The sequence below is a fragment of the Leptospira soteropolitanensis genome (genome assembly GCF_026151655.1).
GTDB lineage: Bacteria > Spirochaetota > Leptospiria > Leptospirales > Leptospiraceae > Leptospira_A > Leptospira_A soteropolitanensis.
The window spans coordinates 953,007-976,380 of the sequence record NZ_JAMQPN010000001.1 but is presented as its reverse complement, the minus strand read 5'-3'; the positions used below and the strand labels follow the sequence as shown (position 1 = coordinate 976,380).

The 23,374-nt window shown below is 37.3% G+C and carries 17 protein-coding genes; 9 read left to right on the top strand and 8 right to left on the bottom strand.

What is annotated here, in order from left to right; all coding sequences use genetic code 11:
* The first annotated feature begins 126 nt into the window (after positions 1 to 126).
* The 3 genes from cobT to ND811_RS04640 are packed head-to-tail and all read left to right on the top strand — an operon-like array spanning position 127 to position 2,588.
* Positions 127 to 1,182, top strand: a complete 1,056-nt coding sequence (cobT, locus tag ND811_RS04650; RefSeq protein ID WP_265350133.1) for a nicotinate-nucleotide--dimethylbenzimidazole phosphoribosyltransferase — start codon at positions 127 to 129, stop codon at positions 1,180 to 1,182.
* Between the two features lie 6 nt (positions 1,183 to 1,188).
* A complete protein-coding gene (locus ND811_RS04645) occupies positions 1,189 to 2,010 on the top strand; it encodes an adenosylcobinamide-GDP ribazoletransferase (protein WP_265350134.1) in 822 nt (273 codons plus the stop codon).
* Entirely contained in the window at positions 1,995 to 2,588 is a 594-nt protein-coding gene (locus ND811_RS04640; protein WP_265350135.1) for a histidine phosphatase family protein, read from the top strand. The genes ND811_RS04645 and ND811_RS04640 overlap by 16 nt, the downstream gene beginning before the upstream one ends.
* Before the next feature lie 63 nt (positions 2,589 to 2,651).
* On the opposite strand, the gene gatB is transcribed toward ND811_RS04640, so the two are convergent.
* The 5 genes from gatB to ND811_RS04615 all read right to left on the bottom strand — a co-directional run bounded on the left by gatB (position 2,652) and on the right by ND811_RS04615 (position 11,277).
* Positions 2,652 to 4,115: an Asp-tRNA(Asn)/Glu-tRNA(Gln) amidotransferase subunit GatB gene (gatB, locus tag ND811_RS04635; RefSeq protein ID WP_265350136.1), complete on the bottom strand. Its 1,464-nt coding sequence runs from the start codon at positions 4,113 to 4,115 to the stop codon at positions 2,652 to 2,654.
* Positions 4,116 to 4,175: 60 nt separating this feature from the next.
* Entirely contained in the window at positions 4,176 to 5,279 is a 1,104-nt protein-coding gene (locus tag ND811_RS04630) for a bacteriohemerythrin (RefSeq protein WP_265350137.1), read from the bottom strand.
* Positions 5,280 to 5,469: 190 nt separating this feature from the next.
* Positions 5,470 to 6,945 carry an aldehyde dehydrogenase family protein gene (locus ND811_RS04625; protein WP_265350138.1) on the bottom strand — a complete coding sequence of 492 codons (1,476 nt, stop codon included), beginning with the start codon at positions 6,943 to 6,945 and terminating at the stop codon, positions 5,470 to 5,472.
* A gap of 85 nt (positions 6,946 to 7,030) precedes the next feature.
* Complete coding sequence (locus tag ND811_RS04620; protein ID WP_265350139.1) at positions 7,031 to 9,175, bottom strand: adenylate/guanylate cyclase domain-containing protein; 2,145 nt, start codon at positions 9,173 to 9,175, stop codon at positions 7,031 to 7,033.
* The gene (locus tag ND811_RS04615) at positions 9,163 to 11,277 is read right to left on the bottom strand and encodes an adenylate/guanylate cyclase domain-containing protein (RefSeq protein WP_265350140.1); all 2,115 of its coding nucleotides are present in this window, start codon (positions 11,275 to 11,277) and stop codon (positions 9,163 to 9,165) included. The genes ND811_RS04620 and ND811_RS04615 overlap by 13 nt, the downstream gene beginning before the upstream one ends.
* A gap of 114 nt (positions 11,278 to 11,391) precedes the next feature.
* On the opposite strand from ND811_RS04615, the gene ND811_RS04610 reads away from it, so the two are divergent.
* The 6 genes from ND811_RS04610 to ND811_RS04585 are packed head-to-tail and all read left to right on the top strand — an operon-like array spanning position 11,392 to position 19,444.
* Entirely contained in the window at positions 11,392 to 12,621 is a 1,230-nt protein-coding gene (locus ND811_RS04610) for a FliG C-terminal domain-containing protein (RefSeq protein WP_265350141.1), read from the top strand.
* A gap of 4 nt (positions 12,622 to 12,625) precedes the next feature.
* Positions 12,626 to 13,549, top strand: coding sequence for a flagellar assembly protein FliH (gene fliH / locus ND811_RS04605; protein ID WP_002973208.1), 924 nt, complete (start codon positions 12,626 to 12,628; stop codon positions 13,547 to 13,549).
* Positions 13,546 to 15,534: a sensor histidine kinase gene (locus ND811_RS04600; protein ID WP_265350142.1), complete on the top strand. Its 1,989-nt coding sequence runs from the start codon at positions 13,546 to 13,548 to the stop codon at positions 15,532 to 15,534. The genes fliH and ND811_RS04600 overlap by 4 nt, the downstream gene beginning before the upstream one ends.
* Positions 15,531 to 17,528 carry a 7TM-DISM domain-containing protein gene (locus tag ND811_RS04595; RefSeq protein ID WP_265350143.1) on the top strand — a complete coding sequence of 666 codons (1,998 nt, stop codon included), beginning with the start codon at positions 15,531 to 15,533 and terminating at the stop codon, positions 17,526 to 17,528. Before ND811_RS04600 ends, ND811_RS04595 begins: the two co-directional genes overlap by 4 nt.
* Before the next feature lie 12 nt (positions 17,529 to 17,540).
* Positions 17,541 to 18,167, top strand: coding sequence for a Crp/Fnr family transcriptional regulator (locus ND811_RS04590; RefSeq protein ID WP_265350144.1), 627 nt, complete (start codon positions 17,541 to 17,543; stop codon positions 18,165 to 18,167).
* Between the two features lie 50 nt (positions 18,168 to 18,217).
* Entirely contained in the window at positions 18,218 to 19,444 is a 1,227-nt protein-coding gene (locus ND811_RS04585) for an NnrS family protein (RefSeq protein ID WP_265350145.1), read from the top strand.
* Positions 19,445 to 19,453: 9 nt separating this feature from the next.
* On the opposite strand, the gene ND811_RS04580 is transcribed toward ND811_RS04585, so the two are convergent.
* The 3 genes from ND811_RS04580 to ND811_RS04570 are packed head-to-tail and all read right to left on the bottom strand — an operon-like array spanning position 19,454 to position 23,371.
* Positions 19,454 to 21,226, bottom strand: a complete 1,773-nt coding sequence (locus ND811_RS04580) for a nitric oxide reductase activation protein NorD (RefSeq protein ID WP_265350146.1) — start codon at positions 21,224 to 21,226, stop codon at positions 19,454 to 19,456.
* Between the two features lie 9 nt (positions 21,227 to 21,235).
* Positions 21,236 to 22,018, bottom strand: coding sequence for a CbbQ/NirQ/NorQ/GpvN family protein (locus ND811_RS04575; protein WP_265350147.1), 783 nt, complete (start codon positions 22,016 to 22,018; stop codon positions 21,236 to 21,238).
* 3 nt (positions 22,019 to 22,021) lie between these two features.
* A complete protein-coding gene (locus ND811_RS04570) occupies positions 22,022 to 23,371 on the bottom strand; it encodes a cbb3-type cytochrome c oxidase subunit I (RefSeq protein ID WP_265350148.1) in 1,350 nt (449 codons plus the stop codon).
* Between the last annotated feature and the right edge of the window lie 3 nt (positions 23,372 to 23,374).

Here is a 23,374-nt window from a genome sequence, read left to right as displayed (position 1 = left end):
AAAGCGCCCCAATGAAAGAAATTCCGATTTTTTTCGGCCTAAATTGCCAATTCCCAAACCTCCCTGTCCCGTCCAAGCCCAAAAACGATGGAAGCTGGTGGAGGCTAGTTTAGATTGGTTTTGTTTATGTCCCCATTTTCCCTACCCACGATTTCTCCATTAACCGACGTTTTGCGAAGTTCCATTCGTAGTAAAATAGACAATAAAACTAAACCTTTGGGATCTCTTGGAGATTTGGAAACCATAGCCCTACAATTGGCAGAAATCCAAAATACCCTCTCCCCGGAGTTAAAAAATCCGAAACTCATTCTCTTTGCGGGAGACCACGGAATCACTGAGGAACCAGTTTCCTTATATCCAAAAGATGTTACTTGGCAAATGGTTCTGAATTTTTTATCAGGTGGGGCCTGTGCCAATGTCTTCGCAAAACATAGTCATATCGGTGTTGAAGTGATTGATGCAGGAGTAGATCATGATTGGGATGATAATGGCCTAAGACCCATCGAAAGAAAAATTAGAAAGGGTACTTCCAACTTTTTAAAACAATCAGCTATGTCTTTGGAAGAAGCAAAAGAAACTATTACTCATGGAATAGAACTTCTCTCTGAAGAAAAATATACAACAACCAATATATTTTTATTCGGTGAAATGGGTATCGGCAATACATCTTCTGCCTCGCTCATTTTGTCTCATCTAACAGAAATTCCTCTAAGAAAACTCGTAGGACGAGGTACTGGGCTAAATAACAGCGGGAAGGAAAACAAATTCAAAATTCTTACAGAAGCATTTCAAAGAACAGGGAATTTAAAAGATCCATTGGAAGTTCTTTCCGAATTTGGTGGATTCGAAATTGGAATGATGGCTGGAGCTATGATTGGAGCAGCAGCGCAAAGAAAAACTTTTGTAGTAGATGGTTTTATTGCAACGGCAGCCTTTGCCATTGCATTTGCACTGAATCCTATAGTAAAAAGTTACGCAATTTTTTCGCATCTATCTGAAGAAGAAGGACATACAGTTGTATTGGAACATTGGAAAGTAAGACCACTTCTTCGCCTCAACCTTCGTTTAGGAGAAGGAAGCGGTGCCCTTGCCGCTTATCCACTGATTGAACTGAGTGTTAAGTTTTTAAATGAAATGGCTTCCTTTGCAGATGCTGGTGTAAGCAATTCGGATTCAAAATAATTTTTTATGAATTGGATAATCACCGAAATTCGCCTATTTTTTGTTTGTTTATCTTTTTTATCCCGAATTCCTTCACCGAAGTGGATCGGCTTTAAAGAAGATTGGTTACATAAATCGATTAAATATTCTCCCACGGTGGGTATTGTACTTGGATTCTTACAATGGACGTCATTCACCATTTTCCAAATGTTTTTTGGGCCGGGGATCGCTTTTGTCATTTCCCTTGGATTTTTGCTTATTTTAACTGGAGCTTTTCACGAAGATGGATTTTCTGATTTTTGTGATGGGATTGGTGGCGGTTGGAAAAGGGAAGACATCCTTAGAATTATGAAAGATAGCCGGGTGGGGAGTTTTGGTGCCGCCGGAATTTCTCTTTTGCTGATCCTAAAAATCTTTGGTGGTTTTGAATCGCTAAAAACTACTAAATTCATTTGGAATCAAATATCTTTGGAAGGTCTATACCAACTAACTACCGTATTGCTCTATTTCCTTTCAGCTCATAGTTTTAGTCGTTTTTTTTCCGTCTTAATGATGAAGTTACTTCCTTATGCCAAGGAAGAAGGTTATGCAAAACCAATGGCAAAGGAAATCACATGGCCTCAAACCCTATTCGCAAGCATTTCTGGTCTATTTCCATTTGCAGTACTCGTTTATCTACATCCGAAATTTTCACTAAGTCTGGTTTTGATCCTTCCTTGTTTATATTATATGTATTCATTAATGAAACGTTGGATCGGTGGCTTTACCGGAGATTGTTTAGGAGCCACACAACAAGTGGTAGAAACTTGTCTTTGGATTTCAGGAGTTTTTATATGGACCTCTATTTAATTCGTCATCCAGAAACCATTGCTCCCAAAGGTACTTGTTATGGGCGCACTGACTACCCGCTCAAATATCCTGTGGAGGATACGGCTGATTCAACATTTGCTTATTTGCCACCTTCATTCGATCATTTCCTTTCTAGCCCAGCACCAAGAGCATTGAAACTATCTTCTGCTTTATTATCTAAATACAACTTTTCGCTGACAAACCATGATTCAATTTCAACTGACGAACGTTTGTGGGAAATGAACTTTGGGGATTGGGATGGAAAACTCTGGGAAGAAATTCCAAGAAAAGAAACTATTCCTTGGATGAAAGACTTTGTAAATGCAAAAACCCCAGGAGGCGAAGCCTTTACTGATCTCATCTATCGAATGAATTCATTTATAGATGATTGGAAGTTTGGTGGAAATCTTAGAACCAAATGGGAAAAAACAAATAGTAAATCCTTAAACTCACTGATCGTTGTTTGCCACTCAGGTCCCATCCGTGCAGCTCTATGTAAACAATACGGAACCCCTTATGAGGAAGCTTTTAAATCTCCGGTGGAGTTTGGATCGGTTCACAAACTAGAAATCAACTAATATTTGTTAGACGGCAGAACAACCATTAAAACTGAATCTGCCGTTATTTTCTAAATAAAAAGACTATACCTTCTTTTTCTCACCTAAAGGACCAAGTTTTGCTAGGATCAATTCGTTCACGAGTTTCGGATCGGCCTTACCCTTAGTTTCTTTCATCACTCCTCCAACAATAGCACCAAGCACTCGGTCTTTTCCGTTCTTCCAACCTTCCACTGATTCTGGTTGTGACTCTATCACTCTGATAACAATTTCTTCTAATGCTTTGTCGTCACGAACCACTTTCAAACCTTTCGCTTCGACAATCGTTTCCGGTTGGTCTTTGGAGGTTAACATATCTTCAAAAATAGTTTTTGCAATTTTTCCTGTAATTTCACCAGAGTTGATGAGTTTAACAAGTTTACCTATACGCAATGGATCGATGGCAAACTCTTGGATGGAAATATTTTCTTTGTTTACAATTCCAAGAATCTCATCCTTAACCCAGTTCGATGTCTTTTTTGCATCCCCAGAAATAAGAAGAGCCTCTTCGAAATATTCAGCTATCTCGCGTTCGCTGGTTAAGACTTCAGCATCGTATTCAGGAAGACCAAGTTCCGTTTTGTATCTTTCTTTTTTTTGCCTTGGAAGTTCAGGTAAAGTTTTACGAATATCTTCAATAAATGAATCCGAAATCTGAATCGTTGGGAGGTCTGGCTCTGGGAAGTAACGATAGTCATGACTCATTTCCTTGGTACGCATAGGAATGGTTTTAAGTAAGGTAGCATCCCAAAGTTTTGTCATTTGCCGAAATGTTTCCCCACGAGAATACATATCTTTTTGCCACTCAACTTCATAGTCTATTGCTTGTTTAACGGCCTTAAAAGAGTTAAGGTTCTTTATTTCGACACGAGTCCGAAATCCTTTTTCCCCTTTTGGTCTTATGGAAACGTTTGCATCGCAACGAAGAGATCCTTCTTCCATATTACAATCAGATACTTGAATATATCGCAAAATAGTTTTAAGTTCATTCAAATATACATAAGCTTCATCCGAAGAACGTAAGTCTGGTTCGGATACAATTTCGATCAAAGGAGTTCCGGCACGATTATAGTCAACGTATGAACGGTTGATGGAAGGGTCGTGAGAGTGTATTAGTTTTCCAGCATCCTCTTCCATATGAATCCTTGTTAGAGGAATAAATTTTTCTTCTGTTTCCCCTTTTAGTCTAATATGGATTCCCCCTTGCGTTGCATAAGGTTTATCGAATTGCGATATCTGGTAACCCTTTGGTAAATCGGGATAAAAATAATTTTTACGATCAAATTTGGTAAACCGCGTGATTTCGCATCCTAATGCCACACCAGCACGCACAGCTTTTTCCAATACCACTTCGTTTAACACTGGCAATGTGCCTGGAAGCGCTACACAAAGTGTAGATATATGCGTGTTGGGGCTACCACCAAATTCATTTGTAGCGGTAGAAAAAATTTTAGATAGTGTGTTGAGCTGGACATGTACTTCCAGACCGATGATGACTTCGTATTCCATGCGTTTGATAACAGGATTTTCCTGGAAAATGAACCTGGCAATTCAATTTCCGCAAGGAAATCAATCGAGAGGGTCAGGAGCTGATTGCATTACTAATTTATATAGGTTTTTTTGCTCTCGAGAGATACTAATTTCTCCAGTTTGGTGCAATTTTTTCGTAAACTCAGAAAGTTCTCTCACCCGTGATTCGAATGCGAGTCCAATTTTTTTATCTTCCAGAGCAATATGAGACAATAGCCAATTTCGAAGGTCTTGAACCAAGTGGAGTCCAGCTCGTGGGTTCCCCAATTTAAATTCATCGTTTCTTGTTTTGATAAAATCTATAAACCGCTTGTGTTGGTTCATGTGGTTCACAACATCTGTGAATCGAAAATAACGCATAATTTTATCTTCCACACCAAAATGATCTTTGGTGTATTCAATCGCAGCTGCAATAACTTTCTGAAAGGTTGCGCTTGAACCATCACCTAACTTCAATGAATGATCCAATTCAACGATCATTTTCAAAAGCCAGATGTGTTGTAAATCGATAATGGGAATTCCTGTTGAAAGATTATATGTTTTCCATATATTTCTTATTTCCTGAATTGTATCAATGGAATGTTCCTGGAGCGAAATATGTGTTGTATCCATTTGTACAATATTTTGATAAATCAAAAGTTGTTCTTTGGAGATAGGATATTTACCAGATTTTAAAATTTCGTTACAGTAAGATTTTAAATCAAGACCACTTGCCTTAAAAAATTCAGCATAATCCGTATCATCATGTAAGATATGTTGGAAAAGCCATTTTTTAAGGATTTGCAAAATCCCTAAGGCAGCCATTTGGCTATCTTTCGCTTCGTAATATTTTTCGGTTAACTTTTCTACAAATTTACGATGGCCCTGTATATGTTCTGAAAAACGCGGATAATTAAAATGTTCAAGGATATCTTCTTCTAATACAAAATGTTCCGCTACATAATCTAACGCCTTTCGAAACGAAGAATGAACATCCACTTCTGATCCATCTTTCTCAGATTCAACAATGATTTCTTCTAATTCAAGGATGATATGAACCAACCACACATGTTGGAGGTCGATGATGGGAATTCCCAAATGGAAAGGTTCACTTAACCATGTGATTCGCAAGGAATCTAAATGTGCAGAGTAATCCTTTTGCATAATTCCACAAAAAAGTTAATCATTTGGATGTCACGGATTTAGAATCATTTCAGAAATTGATATTTATCAGTATTTGAGAGAAAACGAGTAGATTGATAAATTCATTTTTCCTACTGGTTCTTTTAACCAATGGATAGTGAAACACTCCCAGTTAAAAACCAGGAGTGTTAAAATGGTAAGTGGGACAAAACTAAACAAAAAATTTGGTTGTTAATTTCACCATTAATCTAACAAAACCGGAGTATGGTGGATACATCAACTTAGCGATGGAAGCCTTAGGTGTTTGTAAAACAGACCTTTCATGTGAAAAAGTTTTGAACCCAAAAAGTCCGTGGTAACTACCATGACCAGAGTGATTTACTCCGCCAAATGGAAGATTTGGATTTACCAAATGAAGAATGACATCATTGATAACAGCACCACCAGAACTAGTTCTACGAATCACATACTTAGATGTACTTCTCTTTTTCGTAAAAATATACAATGCCAATGGTTTTGGTCTTTCGTTAATGATATGAATCGCTTCATCTAGAGTTTTATAAGTAACAATAGGAAGAAGTGGTCCAAAAATTTCATCCTCCATAATACGTGCATCTAAAGAAACATTTGTTAGGATAGTAGGCGAAATAAAATTATCAGAACTTCTTACCTCTCCACCATATGCAATCTTTGCACCCTTTTTCACTGCATCTTCAATATAAGAAGTTACTCTTCCAAAGTTTTTTGCATTCACAATACGACAGAAGTCTGGGCTAGCAGTAAAATTTTCAGGTTTGGACTTAAAAAAACTCTCAGTAGTTTCTTTTGCATATTTTACAAATTCTTCTACTTTGGATTCAGGAATCAAAAGATAATCGGGAGCCACACAAGTTTGGCCTGCGTTCAAAAATTTCCCCCACATGATTCTCTCTGCAGCGACTTTTAAATCAGCATCTTCTGCCACAATCGAAGGCGATTTACCACCTAACTCTAATGTCACGCTAGTAAGATGTTTTGCTGCAGCTGCCATCACAATTTTTCCAACAGGTGTCGACCCGGTAAAAAAGATATGATCAAAAGGAACTTCAAGGAGGGCAGTGGCAACGGACACATCTCCTTCAAAAACTGCAACTTCATCTTCGGTGAACACTTCACTTAACATCAATTTAATGACATCAGCAGTATGAGGAGTGAACTCAGAAGGTTTCAACATGATTGTGTTACCGGCAGCAATTGCCGCTGCTAGTGGAGCAATTGCTAGATGGAAAGGGTAATTCCAAGGAGCAATGATTAGGCAAACACCTTTGGGTTCGTAAACAATTCGGCTAGTGGCACCAAGTAAAGTTGGCGGTGTCATTACGTTTTTTGGCCGCATCCAATGTTTCACATGGCGGATAGCATCATTGATTTCCGCAATGGTTGGCAAAATTTCAGTGATGTCTACTTCACCAGCAGATTTTCTAAAATCAGAATGAAGTGCCCCTTGGATTTCTTTTTGGTATTTGAGGACTGCGTTTTTTAGTTTTTTTAATTTGAGGATACGAGTTTTGAAATTGGATAAACGAAGTTCCAAAGCCTTTTTCTTTTGTGCTTGGAAGATTCGGTCTATATCAGAGGGAGTAAAACTTTTGGTTTGGATCACAGCCTTTCCAGAATTCGAGGTTTGTGAAAGAGTGGCTTGGGTCATGGGAGTCTCCGTATTACTGACTCTCGTTCATTTAGAGAGGAAGTTCAAGAACTTTTTCGAAAACCGGGGCGAATCTATGTCTTTTTTATGCCAAAAAGCCTTTCCCAAATCCTGGGGGAGGCCCATTTTGCGCATAAATTTCAGTTCGCTCTAAATACAATTTGGCCGCTTTATCAGATGAATCGATTTCAAAAACTGCCCGAAATCCTTCCCCGGCTTTTTCAAATTCTCCATCCCAAAATAAATTAACACTCTCTTCAAACTGTTCTTTGGTTTTTAGCTTCAGATCAAAAGAATCTTCCACACCTTCTACCAAAACTTGCGCAATTCCGATTAACTTTTGTTTTGCTGGAATTTTAATAAAATCTAATAACCTGTGCGGATAAGAATCAGGACGTTCCAACTCAAGAAGTGCATCCAAACTAAGTATGATTTTTGCTCCATACTTTTTGGTCATTGATTCCAAAGAATTTGCAACACCCATAGAATCTGATAACACAGCTGATTCTATTCTTTGTTCTTCTCCAATGATTCCTAACATCAATTCTCCGAAATGAATTCCAACCCCAATTTGGATATCCCCTACTCGATGGGGCCGAACTTCCTTATTCCACCTTGCAATTGTTTTATGCATTTCAATCGCAGCAGATAAGGCATCTTCCGGTTGCCTTTCAAACAAAGCAAAAACAGCATCACCAACATATTTTTCGATGAACCCATTATGTGATCGTATGGTTGGACCAACTTGTCTTAAATAATCATTGAGAAACAAAAATGTTTCCTCAGGACTTAAGGTTTCTGAAATTGCCGTAAAATCGCGAATATCCGATGACAAAACAGACATTTGTTTAACGATAAAATCACCACGTTTGACTCTAGCCTTCGATACTTTCGAAAACAATTGAATGAGTCGCAACGGAACAAATTTTGCATAAACTTGGTTAGATGCCTCCAACCGATTGTTTACTTCAATGAGTTCTGTTGTTAAAGTATCCATCGATGAGTAGAACCGGGCATTTCTCCTGGCAAGAAGAATGCTCTGAAACAAAAAGAAGACAAACAAGGAAAACGGCATCAATGGTTGTGATTGAAACCAGTAATTCCCGGCCATCAAATCATGCGTTGATCCAATCATAAGAAGTAGTGATCCATAAAATACCAAGCTACTATCTCTTTTTTTCTGCTTATAAATCTTTAAAATCACATAAAAAGAACAAACACTAAAAAACAAAATTACAACTTGAGAAAAGATGTTAGTTTTCGTGAATAGTTTTGCATCTGTTAACAAAACAAAGGAAACGAAACAAGCCGTTATGCTCCAACAAGAATACAACATCCATTTTGGAACTTCAGACCTTCCAGGAAACAAACTCTTTAAATAACCCAAAAAGAAACAAACAAGAAGAGGTGCGGAAGTATAATCCAAAACCTGCATCCAATGCCAGGAAAAATCTGGAATTGCATATACAATATAATAGTTATCAAGAATTACCAAACGCAGACCAGTAAACAAACAAAACAAAGCAAAAAATAGAGAACTCTTTTCCTCCCTTCTAAAGAAAAACACTGTTAGTTGGTATAACGACATAGTCAACATCGCACCAAAAACAAATACTTCTCCGGCAGAATAGATTAGGGACTGATTTTGAATGACTTCTTTGGTTCCAATTTCGATAGGTTTTCTATAACCACCTCGTGCATGGTGGAAATTACTTACCACATAGAGTATCTCTTGTTCAAAATCTTCTGGTTGGAAGGACACATATTGAATTTGGTATTTTGGAACCGCACTTAGTTCATCAGTACCTACCTTTCCTGAACTTGCAATTTTTTGCCTGTTGATATACAGTTCATACGAACTTGTGGCAGGTTGAACCCTTAGGTAATATCGAATTTTGGGATCTGGAACTTTTAGGGTTAGGCGAAAAACTGCATAACCATCCCCACCTTCTCCCTCCGGTCTATAAGAATTCCAAGTGGAAGGAACTTTCACATAAGTCTTATTAGGTTCTTTAATTTTTTTAAATAAACTTTCACCATAAACTTCTCCCCAATAGAATTCCCATTCGCCACCAGTAGAAAGTTTTTGATTGTTCAAAACAGCTTCAATAGGAAGTTCGAGATAACCTTTGACTGCTTCCCTTGAGGAATTGAAACTACAGGAAAAAAACAAAAAAGAGGAAATAAAAAAGAATAATACAAAAAGGACGGTTTTATTTATTTTTCCCATGCGGAAACCCCATCCCAATCTTCGCCTACTCCAGCTATTTGGTAATATTCACATCTTTCAATATAAATCTGAGCAGCCAAATCTTCAGGATTATTTGCAAATACTTCACGAAAACCTTCTAAGGCGGAAACAAAATCAGCCCGTTCATAATCAAAAATGGCCGCTTCAAACCTGTCCTTATTCTCAATTTTTTTATTGGAGATGATATCGATGTCAGGAATCAAAACCTCCGCAATCATTACTGTTTCTTGTTTTCCTTTGACACGAACAAAGTCCAAAATTCGATAAGGAATTGTGTCCAAATCTTCGTGTAACATAAGTGATGTTAGACTAACAAGTATTCTTGCGCCATATTTTTTAGTTAATCCTTGGATACGACTTGAAAGATTGACTGTATCAGAAATGACAGTGGATTCTAATCTTTCCTCTTCTCCCAAAATCCCAAGCATTGTGTCACCTGAATGAATTCCTATCCCAGCGTGCAGAGGCAAATACCCGAATGTTCGTCTTCGTTCATTGTATTTTTCCAATTCCCATTGAATGTCTTCTGCCGCCTTGATCGAATTTTGAATCCCTCCATCAAATAGCGCCATAATCGCACTTCCGATATATTTATCGATAAATCCATTGTTTTTGCGAACACAAGGTCCAATTCTTCCCAAATAAGAATTAGTAAACAACATGCGATTTTCTAAAGGAATGGAATAAATGATATCCCAATACTCCCAAATGTCCGCAAAGAGAACTGTCATTTCTCGCTCACTACTATCACCTAACCGAACTTCCTCGATACTTTCCTTTCCTAAATGAGTCAAAAAATCACGAGGAATAAACTTGGCATAAAAGCGATTTGTTAGAATAAACTGTTCATTGATCGATTCGAACTCTTCTTTTAATAAAACTTTTTTATGGAAGGTTCTAGTTGTACGAAGTGTAACAATTGTGGACTGGACTCCAAAAAACAGAAATACTGCTATTTGAGATAGTGTTGATTCTCCTTCGTCGCTATAAGCGAGAAATACATCATAAACAAAACCAAAAAATAATACCAAATAACCTAAAAAGAAAATTCCAGCATCGGGTAATCCTCTAGCTACCATTTGGTAGAGCCGAATCCCCAAAAATACTGCATAAACAACACCCAATACTTGAAATACAACTTCAAACTGAGTATAAACTTCTGGTTTAATGATTAAACCATAAACTAACATAAATTGCACGAAAGCACTGAAATAAAGAATTAACTTTGTATCAATAAATCTCGGGAATAGGCCGTCAACAAACCACAAAAATAAAATACCTAAAACAAAAACGGATGCATATTCAACATAAATTACTAACTCCCAAGGAATATTGGGAAAAACTGCATAGATCGTTTTACTTCCGATAAAAGGAATTCTTGCGGCAAAAACTAAACAAAAAAATCCAAAGTAAAATGCTTCTCTTTGTTTGTTCCGATAAAAGAACAAAATAAAATGGTACAAACCGAACATGAATATAGCGCCTGTTAACGCCAAATCGATTGTACTTTGCGCCAAAATATAATTTTGAACACTTTCAGCAAGACCAAAAACTGGCGTATTGAGAAGGCCTCCTTCTTTATGGTGGAAATTACTTACCTCAATACGGATTTGAATATGATCTTTTGCAGAAATTGTAAAACTTTGCCCCTGGGCACTTGGGATCGTTGTTTCTTTTGTCTTGCCAGGCATCCCAGACACCAAACTTCTGTTTCCCGCCTCAAGCCGAAAAGCTGTTCGAACCTCAGGTAAATAAACCGAATAAATCTGGTTTTCTTCGGGAAGTTTGATATCCAAAACATAAGTGCCATACCCTTTTCCATCCCCAAAACCAGAACGGAGTGGCACCTGGTTCCAAAGGGCCGGAACGGGGAGAAGTGTAGGAGCCACTGCATCGGAATCGATATGGAATTCGTTTGGAAAAAATTTCCAATCTCCCTTGAGTGCTAGTGCAGATCTCGATTCGAAGGGGAAATTCTGCAGATCCAATTCGCCTGAATGAATTTGCGGAGATGGGGCCACCATACGACAAGCCGTTGACAAAAGCACTATGAAAAGATAAATGATTGTCTGACGGGTCATCCCTAACCTTCAGAGACTCCCGAGGACACGAATTTGGAAAGGAAGTTTTCGAATTAAAAAAAATAATATTTTTTAGTTTGTACGACTGTATCATTCCGCTATTATGTCACCTAAATGAAAACTCCATCCGGACCCAACAAAGCCGCCTTAGCCTACCAAATCCTAGGTCGCTATTTACCGGATGAAGTGTTCGCGCATTTGAGTGACGCAGAAATTGAATCACTTCTGATCAAAGTGGAATCAAATCCTTCCCCAACAAGGGGCCAGGAAAAGGACATCCTCCTTTCCTTTACCAATTTCCTCCAAAAAAATAAGCAAAAGACAAAAGGAAAATACCCATTCGAGACGGGGCTTCCAGGGAATTTACAATCTAGACCTGGAACTCAAAAAATAGGCGGTTATACGAACAACGGCTACCCACCCAATTCACCGGCGGGGAAATATGCGAAGAGCGGTGATTTCCTTGAAAAAGCAGGGAAATCTGAACTTCCAATCGGAAATTCACCCCTCAAAAGCGGCTTTTCGGATCGCAATGATCAACACGGAGATCTAAACGAATCATCTGACGGAAGATATACGAATAGCGAACATCCAGATTCAAGTGAATTGTATTCGCTCATCCAAGAAATCCTCAAAGAAGAAGAATCCAAATCCCAATCCCCTCTTTGGCAAGAACTACCCAGGTATTCCGTGGAAATGCTTCGCCATTTGACAATGGACGAGTCTTCAGAAGTGGTGGCCAGGGTTCTTAGTTTTTCCGATCCAGAGACGGCTTCCGAGGTTTTATCCGAATATCCAGAAAACCACAGGGAAGATATTATTTTAGCACTTTCTGAAGTTGATTACCATTCGGACCGGGAACGCGACCAACTGGAGCGTTTTCTCAGGTTCAAAATGGAACTGATCGAGAAAAAAATGCCAGTTTCGAAGATCCGCAGCCGCAAAGCCAAAACGGCAGGGGAAATTCTCACCAGACTTCCTTTTTTGCCATCTCAAAATTTAATTGAACGAATTCAGAAAAAAAGCCCAGAATATGCCGAAACTATAGTAGAACACTACTTTCGTTTGGAAGACCTCCTTCATTTAGGAAGGACGAGTCTCACTCGGTTCTTTTCAGAGATCCATCCTCTTGTCATTGCTTGTGCACTGAAAGGAGTGGAAACGGATTTTCGCGACCAAGTATATTCCAATTTGGAATCTTGGCTTGTAAAAGAAATAAAGATCGAATGGGATTCATTAGGCCCTGTGTCTTTAGCAGAAATTGAAGAAGCCCAAAAGGGAATCTTGGATCGACTGCGCGAGGCAATGGACGAAGGCAAAGTGAAACTCTGGAGATTGAAGTAAGTATATGGCAAAACTCGTCTTTAAACCTATTCAAATTGCCGACTTACAAGAAGAAGTTGAGATTCAACTTCCTGATAAGTACAAAAAATTTCATAAAACCGACGAACAAGAAGACTTCGAGATAGACCAAGAAGGAAATATCATCGAACAATACCAAGGTCCATCGATTGAAGAGATCGAAGCGGAACTCCAAAGGTATCGCCAAGAAACAGAAGAACAAGTTCGTCAATTATTAGAAGACGCAAAAAAACAAGCCAAAGCCATTGAAGAAGAAGGTAGAACCAAAGCCTTCCAAATGGTTCAAGACTCTAAAGAAAAAATCAAACTAGAAGAAGACTCCGGCCGTGCCAAAGCGGAACAAATCTTAGATCGTGCTAAGATGGAAGTCGAACGTATGATCAAAGAAGCCGAAATGAAACAGGCTGAGATTGAGCATGAGGCATATCAAAAAGGATATGATGCTGGTCGCGAAGTTGGATTCAAAAAAGGCCAAGGTGAAGTGAGAAGACTCATTGACCGCCTAGGAACTATCATTGGTAAGGCGATCGATATTCGTGAAGAGATGATTGCAGCGTCGGAAAAACAAATGGTAGAGATGATTCTTGTTATTGCAAGAAAAGTCATCAAAGATGAAATTATTGAACGTAAAGAAATCGTACTCAACAATATCCGCGAAGCAATGAAACGAATCAAAGATCGCGATAGGATCGATATTCGAGTTAACTTTGCCGACTTGGAACTTACCACTGCACACAAAGACGAACTTATCAAACTAATGGAATCCCTCAGAAAGGTAAACATCTACGAAGACTCTCGAGTGGATCGTGGTGGCGTGATTATAGAAACAGATGTGGGAGCTATCGACGCAAGAATCTCTACTCAGCTCAAAGAAATCGAAGAGGCCATTCGAAACGTCGAACCGATATGATTTCGAATACCTTTATTTACCGATTCGTTTTCGGTTTCGCATTCGTTTTAATGCCAACTTTACTCGGTTTGGCGGCAGATCCATGCGGAACTTTAATTACTTCCTTTGAAAAACCGATAGTTCTAAAAACTGACTGGTTATTTAGAAAAGGTGACAATTTAGATTGGCGAGACGAAACTGTAGAAGAATCTTTCTGGGTCAAACGTTCAGTCCCCGATTATGGAATTTCTAAAACGGAAAACCTAACAGGCTATCACTGGTATCGCTGCTCTTTCTTTTTGCCAGAAAATTACACAACACCTGTGGAACCAATCGCGATCCAACTTGGACGTATCCGAGACATCGATGAGTTTTATTTAAATGGAACTCTCATTGATAAAACTGGAACGGTTTTACCTAAAATGGAAGTGGATTTTCAAAAAATTCGGATTTACTCCCTTCCCACTCACCTTCTCAAACCTGGCCTAAATATTATGGCCATTCGCATTTATGCAGCAACAAATCTAAATGGGCTAAAAGAAGCACCTACGATTGCCAAGGAACGTCTGTTACGTGAAAATGTTTTTTCAAAAGAAGCATTTGCTATGGTATGCGGATATGTATTTATTTTTATGGGGATTTACTTTTTAGTAGGTTCGATTGTCCGCGGCCGAGCAGGTGAAAACTTTTTCTTCGCTTTGTTTTCTATTTTTATGGGAATTTATGTTCTAATTCGCACACAACATCGCGACATTTTATTTGAAAGTTTTACTTGGTCCTATGTTGCTGAACTCTTAGTTCTCATCTGCCTTCCTGTATTTTTTATCAACTTCATGCACCAGTATCTAAAGATGAAACGTAGTTTGGTGTTGCTTGTTTATGAAGTATTTCTTTTTGCACTATTTGTAATTACTTTATTCTTTAGAACTCCGAAAACTTGGATTTTAGTCATCGCCCTCTTTAATTATACCTTACCTGTAGCAATGGGTCTCGTAATTTATCTGTTTGTAAAAAATGGAAAAGAAAACATTGCAAAAGTTAAATACATCCTTATCGGAATTGCTTGTTTATTACCTACAATCCTGATTGATAGTCTCTCTGCATTAGAAATCATTTCTATGCCAGGAACATTATATCTTGGATTTTTGATATTTCTTGTAATGATTTCTATTCAACTTTCTAACGATATTGTCCTGGGATTAGAAAACTTTATTGAACAAGAAAAAGAACTCATCCAAATGGAGAGAGTAAAGACAGGATTTTTAATTAATTTATCTTCTGAATTCAAATCAGGAATGGAAAAAATTAAAAAAGCTATCGATAATATATCATCAAACCAGACCAAAGTTTCAATAAAAGAACAAACGAAAACAAACCAAAAACAAGCGGCAAAAAAGAAAACAAAGCCTAAAGTCAATAACACAAAACAAGAACTAGATCCAATTAAACAAGCAGAAGACCATATTTCTTACATGGGATATATGGTTGAAGAAGCAATCCTCCTACGTAAATTAGAGGACAAAACATACATACCTTTTTACGAAAATTTTTCCGTATCTGAATTAATCAAACACTGTGTTTCTAATATCGAAAACCATTTAGAGCAATACAGAAGATCTACTACAATCGATGTAAAACCGAATGACTTAGAAATTTACTTCCCCAAAGAATTACTATTCTGTATCTTAAGAAATCTTATAGAAAATGCGTATCAATACACTGATCCAAAAACAGACATTAGCATAGAATTTTTTAACCGAGACGGATATCATCAACTTGTTGTCATGGACGAAGGTATGGGTCTTAGCCAATTAGAAATGGAAACTATATTTCAAAAATTCGTTAGAGGATACCGTGATAAAAAAAATGAAATTCCAGGTGCTGGCATTGGATTAACTTTAGTGGAAGCTACCGCAAAATTTCTTGGTGGTACGGTGAGTTTAAAATCTAGCGAAGGGATGGGAGCAAAATTTACAATTCGTATCCCGGAGAAAATAAAAAAATGAAGTTCTTTCCGTTCAATCGAGCCCACATACTTTGCTTACTTTTCTTTGTTTCATTTTGTTCGCGTTCTACAGGCGAAAACACCGTAGTATTACGATTAGATGGTGAGGATTGGGGAGTTTATTTCAACAATAATGCAGACATACTTAGTAATGATTTTAATGCGAACAATTTAGACATCACCACTGTTCCAAGCAATTTTAGAAACCTAAACAAAGGTTATCGTGGAGCCATTTGGATCAGAAAAAGTTTTGAAATCACAACGGAACAACACCAAAAATCATTAGCATTACAACTTGGAAAAGTGTACCAATCAGATGAAGTATTTATCAACGGAGTTCTTATAGGCAAAAATAATTCTGCTTTCGGGAAAGACCCAGATGAGTTTGCTTTTGGTAGGCCAAGGATCTACCCCATTCCTCATGATCTATTGTTAGAAGGTGAGAACGTTCTTATTATCAAGATCGACTCTTCATTATCGACTTCTGCTGGCATCATTACTGGCCCTATCCGCATCGTTACTTACGAAGAGGCTCTCAACGGAAATCTTTACGATTCGCTTGTTGAATTAATTTTTGTAGGTTTTTATCTCTTTATTGCATTATTCTTCTTTATTAACTTCTTCAATCTTCGAGATAAAAGGGAGTATCTAAGTTTTAGTATTCTAGCTCTCATCTTTTCTGGTTATGAGTTATCAAAAAACGAAGTTCGATTCTTTTTAATCAATCAATTTGCAATACTTAAGTTTATAGAGTATTCATTTCTACTTATACTTCCCTATGGATTCATAAAATTCATCCAAGATTTCTTTGAGCTAAAGCCTTTTAAATATCAAAGATTATACTTATTAACTCAATTTCTCTTTATTGCCGTTTTTGCGGTTATCCCAAATCCAGTATTTTGGTATAACTTTATCGGTTACTGGGACATACATTTACTAGCAGTGATCGGATATGCGATTTACGTAACATTTATTAAATTCCGAGAACAGAAACGAGGATCCGCAATCCACTTATTAGCCCTAATCTATTTACTTTATTCAATTCTTAAAGAAATCTTAATTGAAAGAGGTTATCTAAATTCGCCTTCCTCTCTTGAAACAAGTTTCTTATTTTATTTAATTTTGATGACACTCGCATTGCGTTTCCAGTTTTTAATGATGAAACGTAAACTACAGAACCGGTATGAAAGACTAAAGGAAGCTGATTCACTTCGCGAAAAGATTTTTTATTATATGGATGCTATGATTTCGGGTCCCCTGAAATCAATGAAAGAAAAGTTGATCATTTATCGCGAATCTACTCAAAAAACCAAAGACAAAAGTTTGGTAAAAGAAGTCATCGAAGTTCAATCATCCATTGACAATGTAATGGATGATATCATAGAGCTTTCAAGACTAGAAGTACTCAAAGAAGTACCGTTCAAAGAACAAGTAAACTTTGTTTCCTTTATTAACGAAGTGATTCCAGAAGATGACATCACTTATTCAATTAAGGTAAACCCAGAAACAGAAATACATAATAGTTTGGATTTAATCAATTCTGTTGTTGTCAGATTAGTTGATTTTCCACCTTTTAAAGAATTCAATCATAACGATTTAATCATCACTCAGGATCTAAAAGGAAATGTTCACTTTCGCTTTTTATTGTTTCATAGCAATCCGAAAGTTTCGCAGAGACTATTTAGTGATCTAGTAGAAAACTATAACACTCTCACTCCCGTAAAAGTCAAATGGGCCATTATTCTTGAGATTGTTCGTTTATTAGGGGCTAAGATAGATTTCAAAATTATCAAAAAGAAATATTTAAAGATTGATTTGGGTATTGCTGCGATTGTTCCTGTTTCCGAGTTACAACCAATCAAAGAGCCAAAAACCTCTACTCCATCAGCTTCAACTAAAACAGAAAAGGAAGATTGGAAAGTGACTTTAAAAAGAATTTGGAAATTTTTAAAAGAAACCGAAATAAAGATTCCAAACTTTAAAAAGAAAAAATAGATTCTAGAATCCATGATTATAAAGTATCTAACACAACCAAATCCAGAATCCTTAAGAAAGGCCTTTGAAGGTTGTCAAGAACTCACATTCTCAAAAGATGAATTTCTATTTCATGGTGGTGATCCAGTTGCTTACATGGATCTACTCGTTTCAGGTGATCTCCAAGTATTCAAATACGATGGGAACATGAATGAAGTGACCTTAACATTCTTTCGACCAGTCAGTATCATTGCCGAGTGGGCAGTCATCCAAGGAATTCCATATCCTGCATCTGGAAGGTTCACTAAAAGTAGCACAATCTTTAGAATGCCGCTTTCGGAAGTACAAACACGCATTCACAAGAATATCGAATTAAATCATATTCTAATGCACTCATTGATGAATAAAATTGATACCTTAAATTTAGCAATCAATCGTGGACTTACAATGGATGCAATGCAAAGAGTGGCGCATTTTTTATTTTATGGAACACCCGATTCTCTGGCATTAAAACAAACACAAATGGCATCCCTTCTCTACTTGAGGCCAGAAACATTTTCCCGAATTCTAAAACAATTAAAAGAACAAGGCCTTATCGATAACCAAAAAGGCGAAATTTCCATTTTGGACAAAGAAGGTTTACTAAAAATTTTGGCTTAGTTCTTGATTTGAATCAATGAAATGATTCTAATTTCCATTAGGATCAAATCATGAAGACTTCTTTTTTTCAGTGGAGTTTATGGAATACTGCCTTCCGGCCTTTTTTTTGGTTCGGTTCGGTTTATGGCATTTTAGTGATCGGGATTTGGTTATTAGTACTTTCCAATGCGATAACCAATCCCATTCAAATTAACTCCATTCATTGGCATTCTTATGAAATGGTCTTTGGATTTTCCAAAGCCATTGTCCTTGGATTCCTTTTTACTGCGGTTCAAAATTGGACAAACTCTAGTATCTTAAAAGGAAAAAACTTATTTTACCTCCTTCTTTTTTGGACTTTCGGTAGGTTTTCGATGTTTCCTCTGGGTCTTGTATCCTATTTATCATTCGGTTTAGACATCAGTTCCGATTTGATGGTCATTCTTCTACTTTATCCCAAATTAATCGTTCCAACCCAGAAACACAACCGTCCCATTTTATATCATTACGGACTATTCACCGTATTTCATTTGTTAGCAGGGTTTTCTGCAAGATCGGTGATGGATTCAGAAAAAACTTTATTATATATTCATTTAAGTATTTTTGTGATCCTATTCCTAATCTTGATCATTGGAGGACGCGTAGTCCCCTTTTTTTCCGGCGTAGTCATTCCTGGATATTCGTTCAAAAGAATGCCTAAATTAGAAACAGCTATCTTATACTTGCCGTTTGTATTTTATGTTTCTCAAATGGCCCAAGGTTATTTAGTAAATCATGAATCATTTAACATTGATATTTCGAATATCAATTATGGCAGTGCGATACTTTTCTTCACTTTTTTCGTTAGTTTTTCACTGTTTGTTACCAATCTGATCCGTTACTTATCATGGAAACCTTGGCGATCCTATAAAAAACCTATCCTCTGGATTTTGTATACTGGTTACTTCTGGGTTTGTTTAGGATTTTTATTGTATAGCCTTGTATCTTTGGGATACTTTCCGGTTTCTTCTGCAGTCCACAGTTTGACTGTTGGTGGGATTGGAGTTTTTATCTATGGAATGATCACACGTGTGAGTTTAGGCCATACAGGCAGAAGTATTGTGGCATCCCCACTCACAATATTTGCATATCTCATCTTAAATTTTGCGGTAGTCGTTAGAGTATTTCTCCCTCTCATTGGAAAATACAATATGGCTTACCACCTTTCCGGTATCGCTTGGATTTTTGCTTTTGTATTGTTTATCATCCAATATACAAAAATACTGTTTAGTCCAAGACCAGACGGAAAACCATCTTAAACGATTTGGTTACACTTTTATGGCTCTTCGAAAAAACTCTTGGAGAGAATCGAGGAGCCTTTCGGGGTGGAATAACATTTGGTAACTTGCATTTCTCATCATCGCAGGAATCGTCGGCTTTTCTTCAGTTCCGATTGCTAATGTGTAGACCTGAACTCCATTTAACAAACATTCACCGACTGCTTTATTGACATCCTCAATTCCATATTTTCCTTCATATTTATCATAATCATTTGGACGTGCGTCTGTGATGAGGATGATCCACTTCTGTTTATAAGAAGTATCCTTTAGAATAGAATTAACGTGACGAAGAGAAGGACCCACTCTAGTGTATCCAATAGGAGAAAGAGGACCTAACCGATCACGTGCACTTAGCCAAGGTTCGGAAAGTTGTTTTATATGAATCAATTGATTAAAATTGCGAGTCCTAGAATAAAAACCAGCGATTCCAAATGGGATTTTTAAATCCTCCAAACATTCCGAAAACAGAAGTAAACTTTCTCTTTCCACATCCAATACACGTTTTTCTTGGATCCAAGAATCAGTGGATAAACTCAAATCAACTAAAAAATACAAAGCCATATCGGATACATCTCGAATTGGATTCATATAAATAGATTCCGATGGGCTAATCTTAGCTTTGATATCCGCATAACGATCCACAAGTGCATCCAAATCAATATCTTCTCCTGATACCAATCGTTTTTTGATTCTTGTTTGGTTTAGAAGTGCCATCATTTTCTTTTTAAGATGAATCAAAGTAGAATTTTGTTTTTCTAATACATGTTTTGTGTAGGAAATGTCTTTTTGAATTGGGAATTCTTCAATGACATTGCAATAATTTTGTTTATAGTTTTTTAATTTATAATCCCATTCAGGATAGGAAAAACGGTTTCCCAGGTAAGTTTCATCTAAGATTTCCAGTGTCGTTCCGGCCCCAGATTCACTTCTTCGAGTGGTATGCACGGGGTCTTCTGTGCGAATGATATGTTTTAAGTTTAGCTCTTGTAAGGCTTCTTCTTCCTCCATATCTTCTTCCCCATCTATATCACGCCACTGCCCATCAAACTCTTCGACCGTTTCTATTTTTTCAAAATTATGACCTAATGTATATTCCTCGATTTTTTTCTCATCCACTTCCAAAACTTCGGCATCACTCGGATCCAATTTTTGTTTTGATTCTTTCGACTTAATTTTTTGTTTATCAGTTTGTGATATAAAATCTTTTCCTGTTGGAAACTCATGTTTCAGATCGGAAACAGAGGAAGACGATTGAATTAATAATGAAGTGATTTTTTTGTATTGGATTGGATCTTTTTTTCGAATCTCAATTCTTTCCTTTTTAATTTCTTTCCAATCAGTTTGAATACCAGGAAATACTTTTAAGAACCTTCGAAACTGATAGAAAAAATTTTCTTCTGTTAGCGATATTTCCTCATTTATTTTTTGATGATTCTCTTTCTTTCTTTTTTTTACTTCTTTATCATTCGAAAGAAAAGAAAGATACGCTAAGTAGATACGAACAAATTTTTTAGAACTGGTTTCAGATAAGAACCAATATACTTCTTCAGGAAATTTTAAATAATTTTGGCCAAGAGAAATGGTTTCACCGCCAAGAATCAAAGTGGTAGGTTCTTTTTTTAAGGTTTGTAAATAACGAAGGATTCGAACTTCTTCTAACCCCATTTGATACGCATAATATGGATTTGGTGGAGTTAGCTTTTTACGAATTTTTTTCCAAAGTTTATGGCCTTGGTAGAATACAAATTGGTCCCATTCCAATGAATTGTCCTAAAAAATTAGATCAAAACTATCTTGTAAAGCTGCGACAGTATCCGAATCGTCCGAGAGTGGCAAAATAATTGCAGTTCTTCCTGCCAAGCGTGCCGGTAGACCTTTCGCCATCAACTTAGCACAAGATACAAGTAATCTAGTCGATACCGTTTCTGCCAAACCTAACTCCGATTTGTTTCTTACCAAACCTGCAAATTGGACTAGTTTTTTCGACATAGAATCACTGATTCCTGTTTCTCCCACGATGATTTTTTCTTCTACAGCAGCTTTCGGATAAGGAAAGTCCATTCCAAGAAATCGTTGTTTGGTAGAAGGTTTTAATTCTTTAAATCCTCTTTGGTATCCTGGATTATAGGAAGCTACAAGTAAAAAGTCAGGATGTGCTTGGATTTCTTCATTTTTTCTTTCTAAAAATAAAGTACGACGATGGTCGGTTAAGGAGTGAATGGTTACAAGAGTGTCTGGTCTTGCTTCTGCGACCTCATCTAAGTAAACAATGGCTCCTTCTTTGACTCCTGTTGTCAAAGGCCCATCCATCCAAATGGTATCTGCCCCTTTCACTAAAAATCTTCCAACTAAATCTACAGAAGATGTTTCATCATTACAAAGAATCGTGATAAGTCTTCGGCCTAAAATATGAGCCATATATTCTAAAAATCGTGACTTACCAGATCCAGTAGGACCTTTCAATAAAAGCGGCAGAGAATTCTCTGCCGCCATTTGAAAGATTTCTATTTCCTTACCGATTGGTTCGTAATAGGGTGCTTTCTTCGTTAACATAAATTAATCGAGATCACCGACGTTTTTCCCAACAGCTTCATCGGATGGAAGGCCATGACGAATGAAATCGACGATAAAGTAAGTGATCCCAACTGTAAATAGGGTAGCAGCAAGTAACATTCCAATAAAATGGAATATAATTTCTTTTTGAACCACAAGGAAGTCCATACCCAATTTACGCTCAAGATACACTTGTGTGATTCCCGCAACAGCGAGAGCTCCAGTCATTCCTAACATTCCTATATTCGAAGCCCAAAATGCTAGATATCCAGACATTCCGGTAAATAGTTTCCTTCCTGTTAGATTTGGCATTGCATAGGATATTACAGCTAACACTAACATAGCGTAGGCTCCCCAGAAAGCAAGGTGTCCATGCATTGCAGTGATGAGTGTTCCGTGAGTCCATTGGTTGACGGAAGGCCAAGTATGCGCAAAACCTAAAAAGCCAGCTCCGATGAAAGACATCATAGCACTCCCCAAAGTCCAATAGAGAGCAATTTTGTTAGGATGGTCTTTTCCTTTTTTACGATACATATTGAGGGCCCAAATCGCCATTCCAAGAAAAGCAAGTGGTTCCAAAGCAGAAAAAATTCCACCAACCATAAGCCAATACTTAGGAGTTCCGATCCAATAGTAGTGGTGACCAGTTCCAAGAATCCCAGAAAGGAAAGTTAAACCGACAACCACGTAGAGCCATTTTTCAATGACTTCCCTGTCCACTCCGGTAAGTTTGATGAGTAAAAAAGCAAGGATACCACCCATGATGAGTTCCCAAACTCCTTCCACCCAAAGATGCACTACCCACCAACGAAAGTAGGAATCGAGTGTTTGGTTGTCGAAGTAAATCATACCTGGCAAATAAAGTAGAGCCGCACATAACAGACCAAAGAAAAGAACAAGCTGTGTTGTACTTCTTTTTTTAGCTTCCCAGATGGTCATGGCGATGTTAAACAAAAATGTTAAAACATTCACAACAACCAAGTAATCAAGTGGCCTTGGAATTTCTAAGAACTTACGACCTTCCCACCAATTGAAGTGAAATCCAATGATGGCAATCACTCCAACAACAACCCAAGAAAGAAGTTGGATGTAAGCAAGTTTAACACTATACAACTCTCTATCAGATTCTTCGGGAATGATATAGTAAGCAGCTCCCATAAAGCCAGTTAACAACCATACAACGAGTAAATTTGTATGTGTGGCACGAGCGGTATTAAATGGAATAAAGTCATGTAATCCATCAAAACCAATACGAGCAAAACCCATAATAAAGCCATAAACGATTTGTAAAGATAAGAGTAACATACAAGTTGCAAAGAACCAATATGCGACCTTTTGTGATTGGAATCTCATTGT

What these genes read in the sequence shown, in the direction of transcription:
- ND811_RS04640 (WP_265350135.1), top strand. Translation starts at nt 1,995, where the DNA reads ATGGACCTCTATTTAATTCGTCATCCAGAAACCATTGCTCCCAAAGGT.
- ND811_RS04620 (WP_265350139.1), bottom strand. Translation starts at nt 9,175, where the DNA reads ATGGGAAAAATAAATAAAACCGTCCTTTTTGTATTATTCTTTTTTATT.
- ND811_RS04600 (WP_265350142.1), top strand. Translation starts at nt 13,546, where the DNA reads ATGATTTCGAATACCTTTATTTACCGATTCGTTTTCGGTTTCGCATTC.
- gatB (WP_265350136.1), bottom strand. Translation starts at nt 4,115, where the DNA reads ATGGAATACGAAGTCATCATCGGTCTGGAAGTACATGTCCAGCTCAAC.
- ND811_RS04615 (WP_265350140.1), bottom strand. Translation starts at nt 11,277, where the DNA reads ATGACCCGTCAGACAATCATTTATCTTTTCATAGTGCTTTTGTCAACG.
- cobT (WP_265350133.1), top strand. Translation starts at nt 127, where the DNA reads ATGTCCCCATTTTCCCTACCCACGATTTCTCCATTAACCGACGTTTTG.
- ND811_RS04585 (WP_265350145.1), top strand. Translation starts at nt 18,218, where the DNA reads ATGAAGACTTCTTTTTTTCAGTGGAGTTTATGGAATACTGCCTTCCGG.
- ND811_RS04610 (WP_265350141.1), top strand. Translation starts at nt 11,392, where the DNA reads ATGAAAACTCCATCCGGACCCAACAAAGCCGCCTTAGCCTACCAAATC.
- ND811_RS04625 (WP_265350138.1), bottom strand. Translation starts at nt 6,945, where the DNA reads ATGACCCAAGCCACTCTTTCACAAACCTCGAATTCTGGAAAGGCTGTG.
- ND811_RS04630 (WP_265350137.1), bottom strand. Translation starts at nt 5,279, where the DNA reads ATGCAAAAGGATTACTCTGCACATTTAGATTCCTTGCGAATCACATGG.
- ND811_RS04575 (WP_265350147.1), bottom strand. Translation starts at nt 22,018, where the DNA reads ATGTTAACGAAGAAAGCACCCTATTACGAACCAATCGGTAAGGAAATA.
- ND811_RS04570 (WP_265350148.1), bottom strand. Translation starts at nt 23,371, where the DNA reads ATGAGATTCCAATCACAAAAGGTCGCATATTGGTTCTTTGCAACTTGT.
- ND811_RS04595 (WP_265350143.1), top strand. Translation starts at nt 15,531, where the DNA reads ATGAAGTTCTTTCCGTTCAATCGAGCCCACATACTTTGCTTACTTTTC.
- fliH (WP_002973208.1), top strand. Translation starts at nt 12,626, where the DNA reads ATGGCAAAACTCGTCTTTAAACCTATTCAAATTGCCGACTTACAAGAA.
- ND811_RS04645 (WP_265350134.1), top strand. Translation starts at nt 1,189, where the DNA reads ATGAATTGGATAATCACCGAAATTCGCCTATTTTTTGTTTGTTTATCT.
- ND811_RS04590 (WP_265350144.1), top strand. Translation starts at nt 17,541, where the DNA reads ATGATTATAAAGTATCTAACACAACCAAATCCAGAATCCTTAAGAAAG.